This window comes from Methylobacterium organophilum (assembly GCF_022179465.1).
Taxonomy (GTDB): Bacteria; Pseudomonadota; Alphaproteobacteria; order Rhizobiales; family Beijerinckiaceae; genus Methylobacterium; species Methylobacterium organophilum.
The window spans coordinates 48,795-69,683 of sequence record NZ_BPQV01000004.1; the positions used below are offsets into that span (position 1 = coordinate 48,795).

Consider the following 20,889-nt stretch of genomic DNA (forward strand, 5'->3'; position numbering starts at 1 on the left):
ATGCCCGCTGCGCCCGGAGGCCCGCGCCTGCTGCTGCGCCGCCTTCGCGAAGCGATGGCGGAGCCGGTCAGCCCGCAGCAGCGTCTCGACCGCATCGTCGTCCTGATCGCGGCGAACGTGATCGCCGAGGTCTGCTCGGTCTATGTGCTGCGCGACGACCAGACGCTCGAACTCTTCGCCACCGAGGGCCTCAACCGCGAGGCGGTGCATCTCACGCGCATGCGGGCGGATGAGGGCCTCGTCGGCCTGATCGCCCGCACCGCCGAGCCGCTCTCCCTCTCCGACGCCCAGTCGCACCCGGACTTCTCCTACCGGCCGGAGACGGGCGAGGAGATCTACCACGCCTTCCTCGGCGTGCCGCTCCTGCGGGCGGGCAACACGCTCGGCGTGCTCGTCGTCCAGAACAAGACCTACCGCGTCTATTCCGAGGAGGAGATCGAGGCGCTCCAGACCACCGCCATGGTGCTCTCGGAGATGATCGCCTCGGGCGAGCTGCAGGCGCTGGCCCCCGGCGCCGGCTCGGCGGCGCGGCGCCCGGTGAGCCAGCGCGGCGTGGCCTTGGCCGACGGCATCGGGCTCGGCCACGTGGTGCTGCACGAACCGCGCATCGTCGTGAAGACGCTGATCGCCGAGAACGTGGAGCGCGAGGTCGAGCGCCTGGAAGCGGCGATCGAGGAGGTGCGCTCGGCGATCGACGCGCTGGTGGAGAACGGCGACGGCGTCGGCTCGGGGGAATCCCGGGAGGTGCTCGAAACCGTGCGCATGTTCGCCCACGACAAGGGCTGGCTGCGCCGGATGCGCGAGGCGGTGCAGTCGGGCCTGACCGCCGAGGCCGCGGTCGAGCGCGTCCAGTCGGACAACCGCGCCCGCATGCTGCGCCAGAGCGATCCCTATCTGCGCGACCGCCTGCACGACCTCGACGACCTCGCCAACCGCCTGCTGCGCCGCCTCGTCGGGCAGGAGGGCGGGGGCGCCGCCGGCGCGATGCCGGAAAACGCGATCCTGGTCGCCCGCTCCATGGGGCCGGCCGCGCTCCTCGACTACGACCGCGCCCGCCTGCGCGGCGTGGTGCTGGAGGAGGGCGGCCCGACCAGCCACATCGCCATCGTGGCCCGGGCGCTGGGCATCCCGGCGGTGGGGGAGATCGCCAACGCCACGGCGCTCTGCGATTCCGGCGACGCCATCATCGTCGACGGCGTGACCGGGGAGATCCAAGTCCGCCCGACGCCGGAGGTCGAGGCCTCCTATGCCGAGATGGTGCGCCTGCGCGCCCGGCGGCAGGAGCAGTACCGCGCCCTGCGCTCGGTCCCGGCCCAGACCCGCGACGGCGTGCGGGTCGGCCTCAACCTCAATGCCGGGCTCCTCGTCGACCTGACCCATCTGCACGAGACCGGGGCGGAGGGTATCGGCCTGTTCCGCACGGAGCTGCAATTCATGGTCGCCGAGCGCATGCCCTCGGCCGCCGAGCAGCAGACGCTCTACGAGCAGGTTTTCGCCGCGACTGGGGACCTGCCGGTCACCATCCGCACCCTGGACATCGGCGGCGACAAGATCCTCCCCTACATGCCGGCGCTGGAGGAAGAGAACCCGGCCCTGGGCTGGCGGGCGATCCGCATCGGCCTCGACCGGCCCGCCCTGCTGCGGGTGCAGCTGCGCGCCCTCCTCAAGGCCGCGGCCGGCCGCCCGCTCAAGATCATGTTCCCCATGGTGGCGACCGTGGAGGAATTCACCCGGGCCCGGGAGATCGTCGAGCGCGAGAAGGCGCATCTGCGCCGCCACGGCTACGTGCTGCCGAGCGACTGCCAGCTCGGCGCCATGATCGAGGTGCCCTCGCTGCTGTTCCAGATCGACGAGATCGCCCGCGAGGCGGATTTCCTCTCGGTCGGCTCCAACGACCTGATGCAGTTCCTCTTCGCCGTCGACCGGGAGAACCGGCGCGTGGCCGACCGCTTCGACCCGCTCTGCGGCGCGGCGATGCGGGCCTTCCGGCTGATCGCCGAGCGCGCCGCCGCGGTCGGCTGCCCGGTCACGGTCTGCGGCGAGATCGGCGGCCGGCCCCTGGAGGCCATGGCCCTGATCGGGCTCGGCTTCCGCAATCTCTCGATGTCGCCGGCCGCGATCGGTCCGGTGAAGGCCATGGTGCTCTCGATCGAGGCCAAGGCCGTCGCCGACGTCATCGACGAGGAGTTGAAGAAGGCGACCGACGGCGCCTCCCTGCGCCCCGCGCTCACCGCCTTCGCGAAGGCCAACGGCGTGCCTATCTAGCTGTTCTCGAAGCCCTTGCCGTCCCGCGCCCGTGAAGGCGGCCCGCGGCCGAGAGGCCGGCGGCCCCGCTCCGCGGTGTGGCCGGCTTCCCCTGCGATCACGTTGCGAGTACCGACCGGGCGATGACCCCCCTTCCTCCAGAGCGCCTCGACGCCATCCTGGCGCGGCACGACATCGCCACCGCCACCCTCGCCTCGGGCGCCACCGATTCCGAGAGCGTCGTCGCCCTGTCCCGCGAGCTCGCCGAGCTCGACGGCGTGGTCGCGGCGATCCGCGCCTACCGTGCCGCCGCCGAGAACCTCGCCGGCATCGAGGCGCTGATCGACGAGGCCGGGGGCGATCCCGAGATGCGGGCGCTCGCCGCCGACGAGAAGCCCGAGGCCGAGGCCGCCCTGGAGCAGGCCCACCGCGCCCTGCAGCTGATGCTGCTGCCCAAGGACGCCGCCGACGAGAAGAGCGCGATCCTCGAGATCCGCGCCGGCACCGGCGGCGACGAGGCCGCCCTCTTCGCCGGCGACCTCTTCCGGATGTACGCCAAATACGCCGAGTCGAAGGGCTGGAAGGTCGAGGTGATGTCCGAGAGCGAGGGCACCGTCGGCGGCTTCCGCGAGGTCGTGGCCGAGGTGAAGGGGAGGGGCGTCTTTTCCCGCCTCAAGTTCGAGAGCGGGGCGCATCGCGTCCAGCGGGTGCCCGAGACGGAGACGCAGGGACGCATCCACACCTCCGCCGCCACCGTGGCCGTGCTGCCCGAGGCGGAGGAGGTCGACATCGTCATCAACGAGGCCGACCTGAAGATCGACACCATGCGGGCCCAGGGTGCTGGCGGCCAGCACGTCAACAAGACGGAATCGGCGATCCGCATCACCCACGTGCCGAGCGGCGTCGTGGTCTTCGTCCAGGAGGAGCGCTCCCAGCACAAGAACCGCGCCCGGGCCATGTCGCTCCTGCGGGCGAAGCTGTTCGACGCCGAGCGCAACGCCAAGGATTCCGTCCGCGCCGCCGACCGCAGGGCCCAGGTCGGCTCCGGCGACCGCTCGGAGCGCATCCGCACCTACAACTTCCCCCAGGGCCGGGTGACCGACCACCGCATCAACCTGACCCTCTACAAGCTCGAGGAGGTGATGGCCGGGACCGCCCTCGACGAAGTGATCGACGCCCTCGTCACCGAGCATCAGGCGGAGCTGCTGGCCGCGGAGGGAATGGCGTGACCCGCCAGGCGCGATGAGCCCGGATTTCGCCCCCGGAGAGCCGCGCCGGGACGCCCTGCGCACCGCCCAGCGCCTGTTCGCGGAGGCCGGGATCGGGGAGGCGCGCTCGGATGCCCGCTTCCTCCTGCTCCACACCCTCGGCCTGACCATGACCGACCTGGCGCTCCGGGGCGAGGCGCCCCTGGGCGAGGAGGGCGCGCGTGCCCTCACCATCGCCGTCGCCCGGCGGCTGTCCGGGGAGCCGGTGGCCCGCATCCTCGGCGCCTGGGAGTTCTGGGGCCTGCCCTTCGCCCTCTCCCCCGAGACCCTGGTGCCCCGGCCCGACACCGAGACGCTGGTCGAGGCCGCCCTCGCTTGCGCGCCGGAGCGGGACGCGCCCCTGCGCCTCCTCGATCTCGGCACCGGCTCGGGCTGCATCCTGATCGCCCTGCTGCACGAGCGGCCGGCGGCGATGGGCCTCGGCCTCGACCGCTCCGAGGGGGCGCTGCGCGCCGCGCGGGGGAACGCCGTCGCCAACGGCGTGGCCGGGCGCGCCCTGTTCCTGCGCGGGGATTGGTGCGCGCCGGTCGCCGGCCCCTTCGACCTGATCGTCTCGAACCCGCCCTACATCGCCGCGGGCGCGATTCCCGGGCTGTCCTGGGAGGTGCGCGGCCACGATCCCCTGGCCGCCCTCGACGGGGGCGCGGACGGGCTCGACGCCTACCGCGCCATCCTGGGGGCCTGCGCCCGCCGCCCGGGCCTGCTCGCGCCCGGGGGCGCCGTGCTGTTCGAGGTCGGGTACGACCAGGCCGACGCCGTGCTGGCGCTCGGCGCGGCGAGCGGCCTGCCGGAGGGCGATGTGGTGCGCGACCTCGCCGGGCATCGCCGGGTCGTCATGCTTCGGCCATCCTCGGCGGCCAGATAAGCCCCGGCAAAGCCCCGAGCGCACAGCTTTCGCGCTCGGGAAATGGAAAAAAAGCTTGTTGCGAGGTCGCCCAGCGACTAACTAGAGGACAGCAGACTGCGAACGGTCCGTTAAGTCGGGTCGCGGTAGGGTCAAGGAAAGCTGATCCTCCCCGTTCGTTGGGTCTCCTCAGCCGTCGGGTGTTCGAGCGCGATTGTCCGCGATCCGGCCCGCTGGTTCCGAACCTGACAGTCCTACGTGCCTGACCGCCCGCCCTTCACCAGCGGGTCGAGGCGCAGACCGGATGGAACGACGTCGCGCACACCGCTGAACGATCGACGATGGACGAGCGCCCGGCCGCCGATGCGGTCTGGAAGGCCGCCCTTGCACCACGCTTCTCGAGACGAGTGAGGGTCATTCGAGACCGATGAGACCAAACCAGAATAGACGGATGCGCGGCCGCAACCGGCCGAAGGGCCCCAATCCGCTGACCCGGTCCTACGAATCCAACGGCCCCGATGTGAAGATCCGCGGCACGGCCCAGCACATCGCCGACAAGTACGCCCAACTCGCCCGCGACGCGCTGGCGAGCGGCGATCCGGTCGCCGCCGAGAACTACTTCCAGCACGGCGAGCACTATTTCCGCATCATCACCAGCGCCCAGGACCAGAACCGTCCGCAGACCGCGCAGGGCTATGCCCGCCACGGCTTCGACGAGGACGAGGAGGGCGACGAGGAGATGCAGGGCAACGGCCAGGGCGAGCAGGGCCGCCAGGGCTACGGCCAGTACGGCAACGACGACTACGCCGATCCCGGCCAGGCCCCGCAGCCCTACGAGCGGCACGATTTCGAGAACCGGCAGGCCCGCAACGACGGCCGCCAGGATCGACAGGACCGGCCGGAGCGCCGCGACGACCGGCGGGACGACCGCCGCGACCGCTTCCAGAACCGGAACGAGCGCAACCCGCGCTTCGACGGCCCGCGCCAGGATTACCGCCAGGACTACAACCGGGGCGAGCAGCCGCGGCAGGAGTTCCGCGGGGAGCGCGGCGACCAGGGCCGCGACCAGAACCGCCAGGACTACAACCGCGGCGAAGGCCGGCCGGAGCGGCAGGACCGGCAGGATCGCCAGGACTACCCGCGGCAGGACCAGCCGCGCCGCGAGCCGCGCGAGGCCGCCCGCGCCGAGAACGGCCGCGGCGACTACGTCCGGAACGAGGCGCCCCGGGAGGCCCCGCGCAGCGAGGCGCCGGCCCGCGCCGAGGGCGCCCCGGCGCCCGCGCGCCGCGAGCGCAAGCGCCCCGAGCCGGTCGCGGCCGTGGCCGAGGACAGCAACGCCCTGCCGGCCTTCCTGATGACGGCAACCCGCAATCCGCAGCCGGCGGCTCCGGTCGCGGAGGCCCCCGTCGAGGAGAAGCGCGAAGCCGCCGCGCCCGAGGCGGCGCCGCCCGCCGCCGCCGAAGAGGCACCCGCGCCGAAGCCGCGCCGCCGCCGCACCCGCTACAAGGCGGCCGAGGAGGGGTCGGACGCCCCCGCGGACGCGTCCGCCGCCGAGTAACCGGCGCCCTCACCCGCGAATCCGGGGCCGCCTCCGCGAGGGGGCGGCCCTTTCGTTTGCGCGGGACACGTTCCTTCCCGCGCGGATTCGGTCTAAACCGCCGCCGCCCCGCGCGGGCCAACCTCCCCGACACCCGCTTACCTGCCTCGTTCGCAGGAGTGAGCAAGGAGCACGACGATGCCCATCCTGACCTTTCCCGACGGCAATGCCCGCAGCTACGACGCGGGGGTGACCGGCCGGACCGTGGTGGAGGGCATCGCCAAGTCGCTCGCCAAGCGCACCGTCGCCATGGCCCTCGACGGCACGGTGCACGACCTCGACGATCCGATCACCCGGGACGCGGCCATCGAGTTCCTCGGCCGCGACGACCCGCGCGCCCTCGAGCTGATCCGCCACGATTGCGCGCACGTGCTGGCGGAGGCCGTGCAGGCGCTCTGGCCCGGCACGCAGGTGACGATCGGCCCGGTGATCGAGAACGGGTTCTATTACGACTTCGCCCGGGACGAGCCCTTCACGCCGGAGGACTTCCCGGCGATCGAGGCGAAGATGCGCGAGATCATCGCCCGCGACGCCCCCTTCACCAAGGAGGTCTGGGCGCGCGACGACGTGCGCCGGCTCTTCGCCGACAAGGGCGAGGCCTACAAGGTCGAGCTCGTCGACGCGATTCCCGCGGGCGAGGATCTGAAGATCTACCGCCAGGGCGACTGGTTCGACCTCTGCCGCGGCCCGCACATGACCTCCACGGGCAAGGTCGGCACGGCCTTCAAGCTGATGAAGGTCGCCGGCGCCTATTGGCGGGGCGATGCCAACAACCCGATGCTGACCCGCATCTACGGCACGGCCTGGGCCACGAAGGAGGACCTCGACGCCTATCTCCACCGCCTGGAGGAGGCCGAGCGCCGCGACCACCGCCGGCTCGGCCGGGAGATGGACCTGTTCCACTTCCAGGAGGAGGGGCCGGGCGTCGTCTTCTGGCACGCCAAGGGCTGGAGCGTGTTCCAGAACCTGATCGCCTATATGCGCCGGCGCCTGAAGGGCGACTATGCCGAGGTGAATGCGCCGCAGATCCTCGACAAGGCCCTGTGGGAGACCTCGGGCCATTGGGGCTGGTACCGCGAGAACATGTTCGCGGCCCAGTCGGCCGGCGAGGAGGCCGAGGACAAACGCGTCTTCGCCCTCAAGCCGATGAACTGCCCGGGCCACGTGCAGATCTTCAAGCATGGTCTGAAGTCCTACCGCGATCTTCCTCTGCGCATGGCGGAATTCGGCGCGGTCCACCGCTACGAGCCGTCGGGCGCCATGCACGGGCTGATGCGGGTGCGCGGCTTCACCCAGGACGACGCGCACATCTTCTGCACCGAGGACCAGCTCGCCGAGGAATGCCTGAAGATCAACGACCTGATCCTCTCGACCTACAGCGATTTCGGCTTCGACGAGATCCTGGTGAAGCTCTCGACGCGGCCCGAGAAGCGCGTCGGCTCGGACGCCCTGTGGGACCACGCGGAAGACGTGATGACCCGCGTCCTCGCCCAGATCGAGGAGCAGTCCGGCGGACGCATCAAGACCGCGATCAATCCCGGCGAGGGCGCCTTCTACGGCCCGAAATTCGAGTACGTGCTGCGCGACGCCATCGGCCGCGACTGGCAATGCGGCACCACGCAGGTCGATTTCAACCTGCCGGAGCGGTTCGGCGCCTTCTATGTCGATGCCGACAGCCAGAAGAAGCCGCCGGTGATGGTCCACCGCGCCATCTGCGGCTCGATGGAGCGCTTCACCGGCATCCTGATCGAGCATTTCGCCGGGCATTTCCCGCTCTGGCTGGCGCCGGTCCAGGTGGTGGTCGCCACCATCACCCACGAGGCGGACGACTACGCCCGCGAGGTGGTGCGCACGCTGGAACGCGCCGGCCTGCGGGTCGAGGCGGACCTGCGCAACGAGAAGATCAATTACAAGGTCCGCGAGCATTCGCTGGCCAAGGTGCCGGTGCTGCTGGCGCTCGGCCGCCGCGAGGCGGAGGAGCGCACGGTCTCGATCCGCCGCCTCGGCAGCCAGAAGACCACGACCCTGTCCCTCACGGCGGCCCGCGACGCCTTCGTGGAGGAGGCGACCTCCCCGGATCTGCGCCGGGCGGAGGCGATCCTCGACGCCGTGCCCTCCGAGGAGGCGGTGCTCGATTCCCATCACGGGGAGCACGCCGCGCCCTGAGGCGGGGTTCGGTCGATCAGACTTCGTCTCCTATCCCCCGCGTGGAGATAGGAGCGGACCGGCTCGACCCGTTCCGATCAGCCGGGCCTCCCCCCGCCATCGCCCGCTCCAACTCGGAAAACACCCGCGGGTCGGCGCATTGGGCCACGTTGAAGCGCAGGTGGTCGGCCGCGCCCTGGCTCAGGCTGAACACGTTGCCCGGCGCCAGCACCACACCGCGGGCGAGGGCCCGGCGGGAGATCGCGGCGGCGTCGAGCCCCTCCGGCAGCTTCGCCCAGACGAACATGCCGGCCTTCGGCACCAGGGGCACGCTGAGGCCCGCTTCCGTGAGGCGGGCCACGGCCCGGCCGCGGGCCTCGGCCAGCCGCGCCCGGATCGCGTCGAGATGGTGCCGGTAATGGCCGTCGGCGAGGAAGCGGTGGATCAGGGCGGCGTTGAGCCGTCCGCTGCTGAGGCTCACCGCGAGCTTGAGATCGACGAGCCGCTCGACCCAGTCCGGCCGCAGGGCGATCACGCCGATGCGGGCCGCGGCCGAGAGCGTCTTCGAGAAGCCGCCGATATGGATCACCCGTTCCAGCCCGTCGAAGCCGGCGAGCCGCGGCCCCGGCTCGGTCTCGAAATCGGCATAGACGTCGTCCTCGACGATCAGGGTGTCGTGGGCCTCGGCGAGCTTGAGGACGCGATGGACCGCCGCCGGGGTCAGGGAGGCGCCGGTCGGGTTATGGAGGCCGGAATTGGTCAGGTAGAAGCGCGGGCGATGCGCGGCCAGCGTCTGTTCCAGGGCGGCGAGATCCGGCCCACCCGCCCCGAAGGGCACGCCCACCACCTTGACCCGATGCGCCCGCAACAGGGCGTGGAAGTTGAAGTAGCAGGGATCGTCCACCAGCACGGTGTCGCCGGGATCGAGCAGGAAGCGGCCGATCAGGTCGAGGGCCTGCGTCGTCGAATCGGTGAGCACGATCTGGTCGGGATGGGCCGGGATGCCCCGCTCGGACAGGCGCAGCGCCAGGTGCTGGCGCAGGGGCGGAAGACCCTGGGGCGCGTCGTAATCGGTCAGGCCCGAGCCGCGCTCGCGGCCGACCTGGCGCAGGGCCCGGCGCAGATCCGCGTCGGGCATCCAGTCCGGGGGCAGCCAGCCGCAGCCGGGCTTCAGCATCGCGGCGCCCGCCTCCAGGGATTGCCGGGCGATCCAGAGCGGATCGACCTCCCGGTCGAGGCGCGGCCCGATCGAGGCGAGGCAGAGCGGCTGCGCCCGGCTCGCCACATAGAAGCCGGAGCCGGGGCGCGAGACGATGCTGCCCTGGGCGAGCAGGCGGTCATAGGCCTCGACCACGGTGGATTTCGAGACGCCCATGCTCTCGGCCAGGCCCCGGATCGAGGGCAGCTTGGCGCCGGGCGAGAGGGCGCGCCCGCTGATGCGGGCCTCGATGGCGGCCATCACCGCCTCGACGCGGGTGAGGCCCTCCTCCGGCCGCAGGCGCTCCGGGATCGGCTGGTCCATGGCGGGGCTCCGACTGTACTGGTTCTCGTCCCGGACAGTTCGGCGAAATCGTACTGCAACCGTCCCTGTCGTGAAAGCCGCCGCCGCGGGAGGATGCGGCCAGCATCGAGACGGAGCGGACCCATGCGCAGGACGGAGCACATCGAACGGAACGGAAGGACGGGGTGGCTCGCCCGCCGCCTCAGCGACGCGGCGATCGTCGCCGCGGGCCTCGGCCTCGCCCTGCCGCTGATCCTGCCCTTCGCCTGATGCGGGGGCTGGCGGCGGCCACGCCCGTGCTGACCCGCGACGTCGAGACCGGCCTCGGCCCCTGGCGCGACGGTCTCGCCGGAATCGCGATCTTCAGCGGCTCGCTCGTCGCCACGCGGCTGGCGCTCGGCGGCTTCGAAGCCTTCTTCCTCACCGCGGCCCGGGCGGCGCTCGCGGGGCTGGCGGCCGGCCTCGCTTTGGCGGCGGCCGACCGGCGCCGGCCCCGGGCCGGCGACCTCGCGTCGCTCGCCCTCGTGGCGCTCGGCGTGGTGATCGGCTTTCCCTTCCTCACGGCGCTCGCCCTGCAGCGGGTCGGGGCGGCCCATGCCACGGTCTTCGTCGGCCTGCTGCCGCTGGCCACCGCCCTGTTCGGGGCCCTGCGCGCGGGCGAGCGGCCGGGAAGGCGCTTCTGGCTGTTCTCCCTGCTCGGCAGCGCCGTCACCGTGGCCTTCGCGGCCCGCGGCCTCGGCACCGCGTCGCTGGCCGGGGACGGTCTGATGCTCGCGGCCATTCTGGTCTGCGGGCTCGGCTATGCCGAGGGCGGGCGGCTGGCCCGGCGCCTCGGCGGCTGGCAGGTCATCGCCTGGGCGCTGGTGCTGTCCCTGCCGCTCAGCCTGCCGCTGATGATGCTGTGGTGGCCGGCCGCCCCCGCCGAAGCGCCGGCCTCGGCGCTCCTCGGCCTCGCCTATGTCGCCCTGTTCAGCATGCTGATCGGCTTCGTGTTCTGGTACCGGGCGCTGGCGCGGGGCGGCATCGCCGCGATCGGTCAGTTGCAGCTGCTCCAGCCCTTCCTCGGGCTCGTCGCGGCCGCCCTGATCCTCGGAGAGCGGCTCGAACCGGCGATGTTCGCCGCGGCGGCCGCCGTCGTCGCCTGCGTCGCCGCGGCACGGCGGAGCGCGCTCAGCCCTGCACGCAATTCGCCCGATAGAGGCTGAGGGCGCGCTCCATCGCCCGGTACTGGTCGGGGCTCGCCGGGTTGCGCAGCTCCGGCCCCTCGGGCAGCAGCCCGGCGAAGCCCGCCGCCAGGTCGGCCACGAAGCCGCGATCGCCCGTATAGGTGCCCATGCGGTTGGGCCGGTCGATCGCCCCGCACAGGGCACCCGCCCGGCCCCGCCGCAGGCCGGAGACGCGGCCGGCCTCGCCCCTGGGCAGGGCCCTGCCGATCAGGGCGAGCACCGCGCCGGCGGTCTCGGCGCCGAGCGCCGCCTCGGAGCCGTCGGTCACGCTCTGGGCGCGGGACGCGGGCGCCGCGGCGAGGAGGAGCAGGAGGGCCAGCCCGCCGCGCCGGCCCCTGGCCGTCGCTCTCATGACCGCTCTCATGATCCCTTGGCCACCACCTCGATGTCCCGGTCCATGCCGCTCTCGACCTTGAACTCGCGGGTATAGACCTGCCCGTCATGGCGGGCGATCAGCACGTAGTCGCCCTCCGCCAGCGTCACGGAGGGGAAGGCGCCGATCGCCTCGCGGATGGTGTCGCCACCCGGCGTCAGCACGCTGAAGGCGGTGCCGGCGAAGGCCTCCGCGCCCGGCGCGGCCACGAGCTTGAGGGTCACGGTGGCGGCGCGGTGGTTCAGGGTCGCGTCGGTGACCTTGCCGTTCTCGACCCGGAGATCCGCCCGCTGGATCGCGTTCGATTCCCCGTAGGTGGAGACGACGTGGTAAGTGCCCTCCGGCAGGCGCACCAGCTCGCCCGCCTTCACGCCCTCGCGCACGAGCCGGCCCTCCATGTTGGTGCCGATGGGCACGAAGACCGAGAAGGCGATCTGGGCCGGCGGGATCTTCTGGTCGCCGACCGCGCCGTAGAGCTTGAGCGCCCCGGCGCTGACCCGCAGCTGCTCGCTCACCGGCGTGCCGGAGAGGGCGACGCGCTTGGTGGCGCTGGCATAGCCGTAGGTCACCGTGGCGAGATAGGCGCCGGGGGGCAGGTGGAAGGTGGGGTTCGCCTCGTTCGAGCGGGCGACCACCGCCGGCCGGCCGTCGTCGCCGCGATCCTCGAAGACGCGCCAGGCCAATCCGGAACGGATCGGCTGGCCGCTGCCGGAGAAGACCGAGGAGAGGTAGAGGTCGGTGGCGTTCTCCGCCGGGGTCGGCGGCAGGTTTGGCCCCGTCACGGAGGGGGTGGGCAGGGCGGGGCCGATCGGCGTCGAGACCTGGCCGGAGAAGGGGTCCGGCGGCTGCGCGGCGGCGGGAAGGCCCGCGGCGGCGAGCCCTAGAACGGCCAAGGAAACGGCCAAGGGAACGGCCCGCAGGCCGGTCGAGCCCCCGGCGGTGACAGCCCTCGTCATGGTCCTCGCGCCTCGCCTTGCCGCACGCTGCGGCCCTACGGCCGCCGCTCCGGCCTTGCAACCGGAGCGTGGCGGCGGCATGGCCGAAGGCGGGGGCATGATCGCGGATCGTCGCATCTCGTGGCATCCGCGTCCATCGGACGCCTCCCTCGTCCGCCGCGCACGGGTGATTCATGACCGAGACCCTCGACCTGCTCCGCCGCCGCCGCTCGGTGCCGCCCCCGCTCCTCGAAGGGGAGGGCCCCTCCCGCGAGACCCTCGACGGCCTCCTCGCCATCGCCGCCCGCGTGCCCGACCACGGCAAGCTCGCCCCCTGGCGCTTCCTCGTGATCGAGGGCGAGGCCCGCCACCGCATCGGCGCGCAGCTGGCGGCGATCCACGCGGCGGACTTCCCGCAGGCCGACCCGGCCCGGCTCGACCAGGAGCGCAAGCGCCTCGCCCATGCCCCCGTGGTGGTCGCCGTGGTCTCCCGGGCGGGCCCGCATGTGAAGATCCCGGAATGGGAGCAGGTGCTCTCGGCGGGCGCGGTCTGCATGAACCTCGTCGTCGCGGCCAATGCGGCGGGCTATGCCACCTCCTGGCTCACCGAGTGGTTCGCCTATGACCGGCGGGTGCTCGACGCGCTGGGCCTCGGACCCTCGGAAAAGATCGCGGGCTTCATCCATATCGGGCATCCGCGGGAGATCCCGAGCGACCGGCCCCGCCCGGACCTCGCCGAGATCGTCACCCGGCTCTGACGTCATGAAGAGGGCGGCCCGATGCACTACGATCCCGAGACCCGCAGCCTGCCGCACAACCCGTTCAAGGCGATCGTCGCGCCCCGGCCGATCGGCTGGATCAGCGCCATGGACCGGCAGGGGCGGGTGAACCTCGCGCCCTATTCCTTCTTCAACGCCATCGCGGGCGATCCCGACATGGTCGCCTTCGGCTCCGCCGGCCGCAAGGATGCGATGACCTTCGCGGAGGAGGGGGGCGAGTTCGTCTGCAGCCTCGCCACCCACGACCTGCGCGCGCAGGTGAACGCCACCTCCGCGCCCCTGGCCCGCGGCGACAGCGAATTCGGCTTCGCCGGCCTCACCCCCGCTCCCTCGCGCAAGGTGCGCCCGCCCCGCGTGGCGGAATCGCCCGCGGCGATCGAGTGCAAATGGCTCCAGACCGTGCCGCTGGTGCCCCTGGGCGGCGGCGAGGCGGAAAACTTCCTGGTGATCGGGCAGGTGGTCAGCCTCTATGTCGACGACCGCTTCGTCGTCGACGGCCGGGTCGATACCGGCGCCATGCGCCCGATCCTGCGGGCGGGCTATTTCGACTACTTCACCACGGAGCCGGAGAACCGCTTCGAACTGCGCCGGCCGAAGGGCGGCAGCTGACGGACGTCCCGCGTCCCGCCGATCCTGAAGGTCCGCGCCCTCCGGCCCTGGCCGCAGAAGGCGTCGCCCTCGCTCCCGCCGCAGCGCCCCACCGGGCAGGGGAGGCCCCAGGCGCGACCTCCGACATCTCAAGACTATCGCCCGAAGAGTCGGTCCGGCCTGGAGGGATCGTCTGCCGAGCGCGCTCTTCGCACAGCTGAACAGCCGGCCCAATCTCGCGACCCGACGCTATCACGAAATCTCGAGAACGGGTTTTTCCAGCGGCTTTTTCTGTTTTATCTCGTAAATAACTTAAGTCAATTTTCATAGTATGACCTGAAAGTTCCCTAAGAAAAATGGGGACAAAACGATGTCACTACTCGCAAACCTCAAGCTTCTGATAAAACTGTCTGCAGTTGTTGTTCTAATTGGTCTTGTAATTGGAGGTTGCGTCTGGTTCGCACAATCGCGAATGACCGAGATCGACGAGACCTACCGCTCGTTCATCGAGCACGACGCCAAGGCCGTCGCCAATGCGCGCCGCGTGAACCGGCTCATGTTCGAGATGAATTACTGGATCTACCGCATCATCGGCGAGACGGAGGAGGTCCAGATCGAGGCGGCCAACGAAGGCTTCAAGGCAGCGGTCCCCACCCTGAGGACGGTGCTCGCCGAGTGGCAGGAGCGGGTCCCCCAATTTGCCGACCGGATCAAGGCTCAGACCAAGCGCATCGACCTGTTCATCCAGGAGGCGACCGAGGTGCGCCGGCTCGGCACGGCCAATCGGAACGCCGAGGCCATCGCCCTCGTGCATCACGCCATCGACCCGATCTTCTCCACCATGGTGCAGGAGGGCAACCAACTCGGGGACGACATCCGCAAGGCCCTGGACAAGGGTTCGGCCGAGCTGACTGATCGCACCAATGCCACGCGCCACAGCCTGATCCTGTTCAGCGCACTCGGACTGGCCGCCGGGCTTGTCGCCGCGGCCTTCGTGACCGTCATCGGCATCACGCGCCCGCTCGGCAGGCTGGTGGAGGTCCTGCAGCGGATGTCCCGCGGCGAGATCGATGCCGCGATCCCCGAAGCCGCGCGCGGCGACGAGATCGGTGCGGTCGGCCGGGCGGTGGAGGGCATCAAGGCCATGGTCGCCCGCAAGGCCGCCGAGGAGGCCGAGACGAAGCGGCGCACCGACGAGGCCGCCCAGGCCGAGCGCAAGCGCACGATGATCGAGCTCGCCGACGGCTTCGAGCGGGCCGTGGGCGGCATCGTCACCCGGGTGTCGTCCTCGGCCACCGAGCTGCAGGCGACCGCCAGCACCATGACCGCCACCGCGACCGAGACGGCCTCGCAATCCACCACCGTGGCCGCCGCCGCCGAGGAGGCCGCCTCCAACGTCCAGACCGTGGCCTCCGCCGCCGAGGAGCTGGGCTCCTCCGTGCAGGAGATCGGCCGGCAGGTCGCCGGCTCCGCCCGCCTCGCCCAGTCGGCCGTCGGCGCGGCCGATCAGACCGCCGACCTCGTCCAGGCGCTGAGCCAGACCGCGGCCCGGATCGGCGACATGGTCGGCATGATCTCCTCGATCGCCGGGCAGACCAACCTCCTCGCCCTCAACGCCACCATCGAGGCGGCCCGCGCCGGGGAGGCGGGTCGCGGCTTCGCGGTGGTGGCCGCCGAGGTCAAGGAACTCGCCAACCAGACCGCGAAGGCGACCGAAGAGATCGCCCGTCAGATCGGCGAGGTGCAGGGCGTCACCGATCAGGCCGTGACGGCGATCGGCGGCATCACGGGCCGGATCCGCGAGATCGACACCGTGGCCACCTCGATCGCCGCGGCGGTGGAGCAGCAGGGAGCGGCCACGCAGGAGATCGTCCGGAACGTGAGCCAGGCCGCCCAGGGCACGGGCGAGGTGACCAGCAACATCGCCGGCGTGGCCCAGGCCTCGGAGGAGACCGGCGCGGCCGCGAACCAGGTGCTCTCGGCCGCCTCCGAGCTGTCGCGCCAGTCCGAGCATCTCGGTGCGGAGGTCGCCCACTTCCTCGCCACTGTCAGAGCGGCCTGACTTCGCCCCACCGCTTTCAGCAAGTACAATAGGACTTGATCATCGATCAGGCGTCCGCTTCTGCCCCGACAGGTAGCAGAAGCGGACGGGCCAAATTCTACCCGAAACGACCCTCAGTACGCGCACCCGGCCTCCACAGCCTTCCCACTCGATTGCTCGGGACAAAAAAACCGGCCGCGCCGACGCCATTCATGCGTCAGCCCCACCGCCTACACGCACGCACCCCGCCCCAAACCCGTCCCGGCGCGCCGCCGCCCAAAAGGCCGTCCCGTCGTCTCCCACATCCACCGCCTCCACGCCCGCCGCCGCGGCGGCGAGGCGCAGCAGGGCGCGGGCCTGAGCGAGGGGCGGGATCAGGGCGCCGGCCGTATCGCAGGGCGCGGCGCCGAGCTCGGCGGCCAGGGCGGCCGGGTCCCAGGCGAGGGCGCACAGACGCGGGCTCGCCCCGGCGAGGGGACCGGCGGCGAGGAGGCCGGCGGCGTTGTCGAGCCAGCCCAGGATCCGCGTGGCCCCGTCGGGCCGGCCGTGCTCGGCCTCGGCCACCGCGAGGCGGCTGCCGAGATCGGCGAGGTCGGCCCCCCGCCGCAGGCCGGGCAGCACCAGCCCCTCGGGGGCCGCCGGCATCAGGGCGTCGAGGCGGGGGCCGAGCTCCGGGTCGTCCAGCCCGCCGAGCCGGAGGAACAGGGCGGGGCCGCCCGGCGGCCGGGCGCAGAGGCGGGCCTTCAGCGCGGGCAGATCCGCCGGGGCGCGGGCCGAAACGTCGAGGAGGAGGGCGTCGGCCCTGCCCGCGGGACCCGGCCGCGGCGGGGCGAAAACCGCCGCCGGGAGGCTCAGGTAGCGGCGCATCGGGCGGGGGAGGGGCCTGCGCGGAAACGGGACATCTTCCGGATCCAAAATCTTCAATCTTCCTTTACCATGATCGCAGGAATGTCGTCTCCGGCGGGATCGGGCGCGGTCCCCGCGGCGGACCCTCGATGTTCCTGTTCACCAACACCTCCCCGGCCACGGCCCAACGCGACGCCGGCGCCAGCGCCGGGACCGGCCGCGCGGCCAGTGCGTCCACCGGCGCGGCCGACGGCACGGTGCTCGCCGCGATCCGCGACGGGGCGCAGAACACCGGCGTCGGCTTCGATTACCTCCTCGCCACGGCACAGCGCGAGTCGAGCCTCAATCCCGCCGCCAAGGCCGCGACCTCCTCGGCCACCGGCCTGTTTCAGTTCATCGAGCAGACCTGGCTCGGCGTGATGAAGAATGCCGGGCCGAAGCTCGGGCTCGGCAGCTATGCCGACGCCATCACCGCGCGATCCGACGGCACTTACACGGTGTCCGACCCGACCACCCGGCAGGCGATCCTCGACCTGCGCCGCGACCCCAAGGTCTCGGCGACCATGGCCGGGGCGCTCACCCAGAAGAACCGCGAGGCCCTGCTCGACGCGCTGGGCCGCGAGCCGACGAGCGGCGACCTCTACGCCGCCCATGTCCTCGGGGCGAAGGGCGCGGCCACCCTGATCGCCGATGCCCAGGCGGTGCCCGAGCGGGCCGCCGCCCTCGACCTGCCGGAGGCCGCCGCCTCCAACCGCAGCCTGTTCTACGACCGCAGCGGCCGCCCCCGGGGCGCGGCCGAGCTCTACGCGACGCTCGCCAACGCCACCGCCGGGGTGACGAGCCCGGTCACCGGCCCCGACACGGCGACGGGCGCGGGCGTGCCCACCGCCTATGCCTCCCTCGAAGGCGGCATCCGCGCCCTGTTCCAGACCGACCGGCGCCAGGGGGCGATCTCCGACGGGGTGGCCAAGCTCTGGCAGAGCCGCAACCCGGCCCTGCCGGCCGCCCCCGCCGCACCGACCTGGTTCCCGCGCTCCGAGGAGGGCGAGGCCAGCACGGGGCCGGCCGAGGCGACGGCGACGACCGCGCCCGCCGCGGCGGCGGCGCCCGCGGACGGCGCCCCCATCCTGATCCCCCTGCCGCCGCGGCGGCCGGAGGGGCTCACCCCGACGGCGCCCGCGGCGGCGCTCGCCGCCCGGGCCGCGACGCCGGCCCCGCCCGGCGCCATCGCCACCAACGCCGCCCTGTTCGACGTCTCCTCCTACAAGCTCCGGAACGGCCCATGACGATCCGCCAGCGCCTCCTCGCCCCCCAGTACCAGAGCGCCGAGCGGCGCGCGGAGGCCGCGGCGGCGCTCGCCCGCTCCTACCTGCACGGCGCCCTCGGGCCGGATGCGGCCTGGGAGACCAAGACCACCCTGCTCGCCCTCCTCGACGATCCCTCCGACCAGGTGCGCCGGGCCCTGGCCGAGGCCTGTGCCGGGGCGGAGACGGCGCCGCGGCCGCTCATCGTGGCACTGGCCTCCGACCAGCCGGACATCGCCTGCCTGGTCCTCGCCCGCTCGCCGGTGCTGATGGATGCCGATCTCGTCGACTGCGCCGCCATGGGCTGCGAGACGATCCGCAGCGCCATTGCCGGGCGGGGCGACCTGTCCAAGCCCGTCGCCGCCGCCCTGGCCGAGGTGGCGGGGCTCGAATCCCTCACCGTGCTCGCCCGCAACCACGCCGCCGAGATCGGCACCGCGGCGCTCCTGCGCATCGTCGAGCGCCACGGGGCGGATGCCGGCCTGCGCGAGGCCCTGCTCGCCCGGCCCGACCTGCCGATCGAGGTGCGCCACGCCGTGGCCGTGCGGGTGGCCGACTCCCTCTCCGCCTATGGCCGCGAATGCGGCTGGCTCAGCCCGGAGCGCAGCGCCCGCGTCACCCGTGAGGCGCGCGACCGCGCCGCCCTGGCGCTGGGCGACGAGACCGGGGAGAGCGGGCTCGCCCGGCTCGTGGCCCATCTGCGCAAGGAGGGCCAGCTCACCGCCGGGCTGATCCTGCGGGCGATGCTGTCCCTGCGCATGCCCTTCGCCGAGGCCGCGCTCGCCGAGCTCTCCGGCCTGTCCCGCGCCCGGGTCGCCGGGCTCCTGCTCGAGCCCCGCAGCGGCGGCTTCGCCAGCCTGCACCGCAAGGCCGGCCTGCCGCCGATCCTGCTCGGGCCGATCCAGGCCGCCCTCGAGGCTTGGCGCGCGGCGGCGACGGGGCAGGAGGCCTGCGAGGGGGCGCGTCTCGCCCGGCGGATGATCGAGCGGGCCCTGAGCGCCTGCGAAGCCCTGCCCTTCGCGGAAGCGCGCAGCCTCCTGGCGCTGCTCGCCCGCTTCGAGGCGGAGGCCGCCCGCGACGAAGCCCGCGAACAATCCCCCCTCCCCACCGCGACCAGACAGGACGGCGCGGAGGAGCCGCTCGCCCTTGGGGCGCCCGAGGCCGGCGCGCCGATGGTCCTGTCGGCCGACCGGACCGAGGCGGCCGACGGCCCCTGGCCCGCGGCGCCGCGCCCCAGCGACCGGATCCTGCCCGTGGCGGGCGAGGTGATCGACCTGCGCTTCGATGCGATCCTCGACGAGCTGCCCGAGGCGATCGTGGCCAGCTATCAGGCGGAGCAGCAGCGCCGCAGCGCCGCCGCCACGCAGAGGGTGCTCGACGATCTCTCGGGCGCGCTGATGGAGAGCTTCATGGCCTCGCGCAACGCGGCCGTCGCCGTCAGCGCCGAGCCCGTAACCGCTTCCGCCGTCTTGGAGATTGTGCCGGAAGTTGTGCCGGAGCCGCCGCGGGCGCGCCCCCGGGCGGTCGCCCTGGCGCTCGCCGCCAGCATGATCCCGGAGGAACTGGTGCGCAGCTACGCCGAGGGCCGGCCGCGCCTCGCCGCCTGACCGCCCGGCATCAGCCGAACTGCTCGCGCAGGATCCGCTCGTCGAGGCCGTGGCCGGGATCGTGGAGCAGCACGAGCTCGGTGGTGCGGTCGAGGGAGGTGTCGACGCTGCAGACTCGGCGGAACTCGGTGTGGTCGGCCACCGCCGAGACGGGCCGGTGCTCCGGCTCGATCACCTCGATTCGGATCTGCGCGTGGTGGGGCAGCAGCGCCCCGTGCCAGCGCCGGGGTCGGAAGGCCGAGATCGGGGTCAGCGCCAGCAGATGCGCGTTGAGCGGCAGGATCGGCCCCCCCACGGAGAGGTTGTAGGCGGTCGAGCCCGCCGGCGTCGCGGCGAGCACCCCGTCCGCGATCAGCTCGGGCAGGCGCACCTTGCCGTCGACGAGGATCCGCAGCTTCGCCGTCTGGTGCGTCTGGCGCAGCATGTAGACCTCATTGATCGCCCGCGCCGTATGGCGGCGCCCCTCCGTGTCGATGGCGACCATGCTCAAGGGATGAATGACGCTGCGCTGGGCCTGTTCCAGGCGCTCGATCAGGCCCTCCTCCCGGAAATCGTTCATCAGGAAGCCGACGGTCCCGCGGTTCATGCCGTAGATCGGCTTTCCGCTGTCCATCATGCGGTGGAGGACCTGCAGCATCACGCCGTCGCCGCCGAGGGCCACGACGACGTCCGCATCCTCCGGCGTCACATGGTCATAGCGGCGCATCAGGGCCGCCGCGGCCTCCCGCGACTCGCGGGTAGGGCTCGCCACGAAGGCGATCCGATGGAAACGCGGCATCCGCTCTCTCGCCTCGTCCCTCTGCCGCCGCTTTGGCCGCCGCGTTGACGCGGGTGCCGGGGCAGGGCTCATTCACGAGAGACGCCGCCCGCGGCCTTTCGATCAAGGAGCCATAGCATGGAGCGCATGCTCCTCGTCTATACGACCTTTGCGGACGCCGAGACTGCGCTGGCGGTCGGCGAGTCCCTGGTGCGGGACAGGCTCGCCGCCTGCGTGAACGTGCTGCCGGGGATGCGCTCGGTCTATGCCTGGAAGGGCGCGGTCGAGCGGGGCGCGGAGGTGGTGGCGATCCTCAAGACCCGGGACGGTCAGGGGACCGCGCTGGCCGCGGCGCTGAAGGCGCGCCACCCCTACGAGACGCCGATCATCCTCCACCTGCCGGTCGACGAGGCCGATCCGGATACCGCGGCCTGGATCCTGGCCGAGACGGGGGCGTGAGCCGTTCGGGATCGCCCGCTCACACCTTGATGTCGATGAGCCGCCGCTCCGTCACGGGTTCGCTGCGCATCACGTCCGCATCCGCCCTCAGCTTGGTGGCGGGATCGACGGGACGCACGACCTCGACCGTCACAGTCTCCGGGGGCGCGTGCCGCGCAGCGGCATCGTTGCGCAGGGACAGGCCGAGCTCCGCGGCCCGCACCGGGCCGAGGGAATTGAGGGAACCGATGGTCATGGTCCGCTCCTCCTGCAAAGGGAAATCGCAGCACGACGAGCCGGACCATGGGGTTAATTCTTTCACTCGACTTGTCGGCAACGGGGCTCCATCCGGCGACGGCTGGGGAAAACCCGCTGGCGTCCCGCCAGGGAGCGTGC

General features: G+C 72.4%; 19 protein-coding genes. 13 read left to right on the forward strand and 6 right to left on the reverse strand.

Going from position 1 to position 20,889, the window contains the following annotated elements; translation table 11 throughout:
* From ptsP to thrS, 5 genes are all read left to right on the forward strand, one after another.
* Positions 1-2,265, forward strand: a complete 2,265-nt coding sequence (gene ptsP / locus MFF21_RS07725; RefSeq protein ID WP_238310573.1) for a phosphoenolpyruvate--protein phosphotransferase — start codon at positions 1-3, stop codon at positions 2,263-2,265.
* Between the two features lie 122 nt (positions 2,266-2,387).
* Complete coding sequence (prfA, locus tag MFF21_RS07730; RefSeq protein WP_238310574.1) at positions 2,388-3,473, forward strand: peptide chain release factor 1; 1,086 nt, start codon at positions 2,388-2,390, stop codon at positions 3,471-3,473.
* Between the two features lie 13 nt (positions 3,474-3,486).
* Complete coding sequence (gene prmC / locus MFF21_RS07735) at positions 3,487-4,377, forward strand: peptide chain release factor N(5)-glutamine methyltransferase (protein ID WP_238310575.1); 891 nt, start codon at positions 3,487-3,489, stop codon at positions 4,375-4,377.
* 430 nt (positions 4,378-4,807) lie between these two features.
* Positions 4,808-5,914 carry a DUF4167 domain-containing protein gene (locus MFF21_RS07740; RefSeq protein WP_238310576.1) on the forward strand — a complete coding sequence of 369 codons (1,107 nt, stop codon included), beginning with the start codon at positions 4,808-4,810 and terminating at the stop codon, positions 5,912-5,914.
* 177 nt (positions 5,915-6,091) lie between these two features.
* Positions 6,092-8,119, forward strand: coding sequence for a threonine--tRNA ligase (gene thrS, locus MFF21_RS07745; protein ID WP_238310577.1), 2,028 nt, complete (start codon positions 6,092-6,094; stop codon positions 8,117-8,119).
* Between the two features lie 16 nt (positions 8,120-8,135).
* On the opposite strand, the gene MFF21_RS07750 is transcribed toward thrS, so the two are convergent.
* The gene (locus MFF21_RS07750) at positions 8,136-9,620 is read right to left on the reverse strand and encodes an aminotransferase-like domain-containing protein (protein WP_238310578.1); all 1,485 of its coding nucleotides are present in this window, start codon (positions 9,618-9,620) and stop codon (positions 8,136-8,138) included.
* Positions 9,621-9,743: 123 nt separating this feature from the next.
* Between MFF21_RS07750 and MFF21_RS23965 the strand changes: the two genes are divergently transcribed.
* Positions 9,744-9,869: a hypothetical protein gene (locus tag MFF21_RS23965; protein WP_276518048.1), complete on the forward strand. Its 126-nt coding sequence runs from the start codon at positions 9,744-9,746 to the stop codon at positions 9,867-9,869.
* Between the two features lie 26 nt (positions 9,870-9,895).
* Entirely contained in the window at positions 9,896-10,804 is a 909-nt protein-coding gene (locus MFF21_RS07755; RefSeq protein WP_238310579.1) for a DMT family transporter, read from the forward strand.
* Here MFF21_RS07755 and MFF21_RS07760 read toward each other — a convergent pair.
* Positions 10,770-11,177: a hypothetical protein gene (locus MFF21_RS07760; RefSeq protein WP_238310580.1), complete on the reverse strand. Its 408-nt coding sequence runs from the start codon at positions 11,175-11,177 to the stop codon at positions 10,770-10,772. The two genes, MFF21_RS07755 and MFF21_RS07760, sit on opposite strands and share 35 nt — an antisense overlap.
* An 8-nt stretch (positions 11,178-11,185) precedes the next feature.
* Positions 11,186-12,154, reverse strand: coding sequence for an RgsD C-terminal domain-containing protein (locus tag MFF21_RS07765; RefSeq protein ID WP_238310581.1), 969 nt, complete (start codon positions 12,152-12,154; stop codon positions 11,186-11,188).
* Positions 12,155-12,327: 173 nt separating this feature from the next.
* Between MFF21_RS07765 and MFF21_RS07770 the strand changes: the two genes are divergently transcribed.
* The 3 genes from MFF21_RS07770 (at position 12,328) to MFF21_RS07780 (ending at position 15,562) form a co-directional block, all read left to right on the forward strand.
* Positions 12,328-12,891, forward strand: coding sequence for a nitroreductase family protein (locus MFF21_RS07770; RefSeq protein ID WP_238310582.1), 564 nt, complete (start codon positions 12,328-12,330; stop codon positions 12,889-12,891).
* Between the two features lie 21 nt (positions 12,892-12,912).
* Positions 12,913-13,521 carry a flavin reductase family protein gene (locus MFF21_RS07775; protein WP_238310583.1) on the forward strand — a complete coding sequence of 203 codons (609 nt, stop codon included), beginning with the start codon at positions 12,913-12,915 and terminating at the stop codon, positions 13,519-13,521.
* Between the two features lie 349 nt (positions 13,522-13,870).
* Positions 13,871-15,562, forward strand: a complete 1,692-nt coding sequence (locus MFF21_RS07780) for a methyl-accepting chemotaxis protein (protein ID WP_238310584.1) — start codon at positions 13,871-13,873, stop codon at positions 15,560-15,562.
* Positions 15,563-15,751: 189 nt separating this feature from the next.
* Here the strand turns inward: MFF21_RS07780 and MFF21_RS07785 are convergent, their stop codons facing one another.
* Complete coding sequence (locus MFF21_RS07785; protein ID WP_238310585.1) at positions 15,752-16,408, reverse strand: aldolase/citrate lyase family protein; 657 nt, start codon at positions 16,406-16,408, stop codon at positions 15,752-15,754.
* A 128-nt stretch (positions 16,409-16,536) separates the two neighbouring features.
* Here MFF21_RS07785 and MFF21_RS07790 point away from each other — a divergent pair, with 128 nt between their 5' ends.
* Positions 16,537-17,673: a transglycosylase SLT domain-containing protein gene (locus MFF21_RS07790; RefSeq protein WP_238310586.1), complete on the forward strand. Its 1,137-nt coding sequence runs from the start codon at positions 16,537-16,539 to the stop codon at positions 17,671-17,673.
* Positions 17,670-19,298 (forward strand): DUF2336 domain-containing protein, encoded by a 1,629-nt coding sequence (locus tag MFF21_RS07795; protein WP_238310587.1) that lies wholly within the window; start codon positions 17,670-17,672, stop codon positions 19,296-19,298. The genes MFF21_RS07790 and MFF21_RS07795 overlap by 4 nt, the downstream gene beginning before the upstream one ends.
* Positions 19,299-19,308: 10 nt before the next feature.
* Here MFF21_RS07795 and MFF21_RS07800 read toward each other — a convergent pair whose 3' ends face one another.
* Complete coding sequence (locus MFF21_RS07800) at positions 19,309-20,076, reverse strand: NAD kinase (protein ID WP_238310588.1); 768 nt, start codon at positions 20,074-20,076, stop codon at positions 19,309-19,311.
* Between the two features lie 117 nt (positions 20,077-20,193).
* On the opposite strand from MFF21_RS07800, the gene cutA reads away from it, so the two are divergent.
* Positions 20,194-20,514 (forward strand): divalent-cation tolerance protein CutA, encoded by a 321-nt coding sequence (cutA, locus tag MFF21_RS07805; protein WP_238310589.1) that lies wholly within the window; start codon positions 20,194-20,196, stop codon positions 20,512-20,514.
* 19 nt (positions 20,515-20,533) lie between these two features.
* On the opposite strand, the gene MFF21_RS07810 is transcribed toward cutA, so the two are convergent.
* Positions 20,534-20,749 (reverse strand): hypothetical protein, encoded by a 216-nt coding sequence (locus MFF21_RS07810; RefSeq protein WP_238310590.1) that lies wholly within the window; start codon positions 20,747-20,749, stop codon positions 20,534-20,536.
* Between the last annotated feature and the right edge of the window lie 140 nt (positions 20,750-20,889).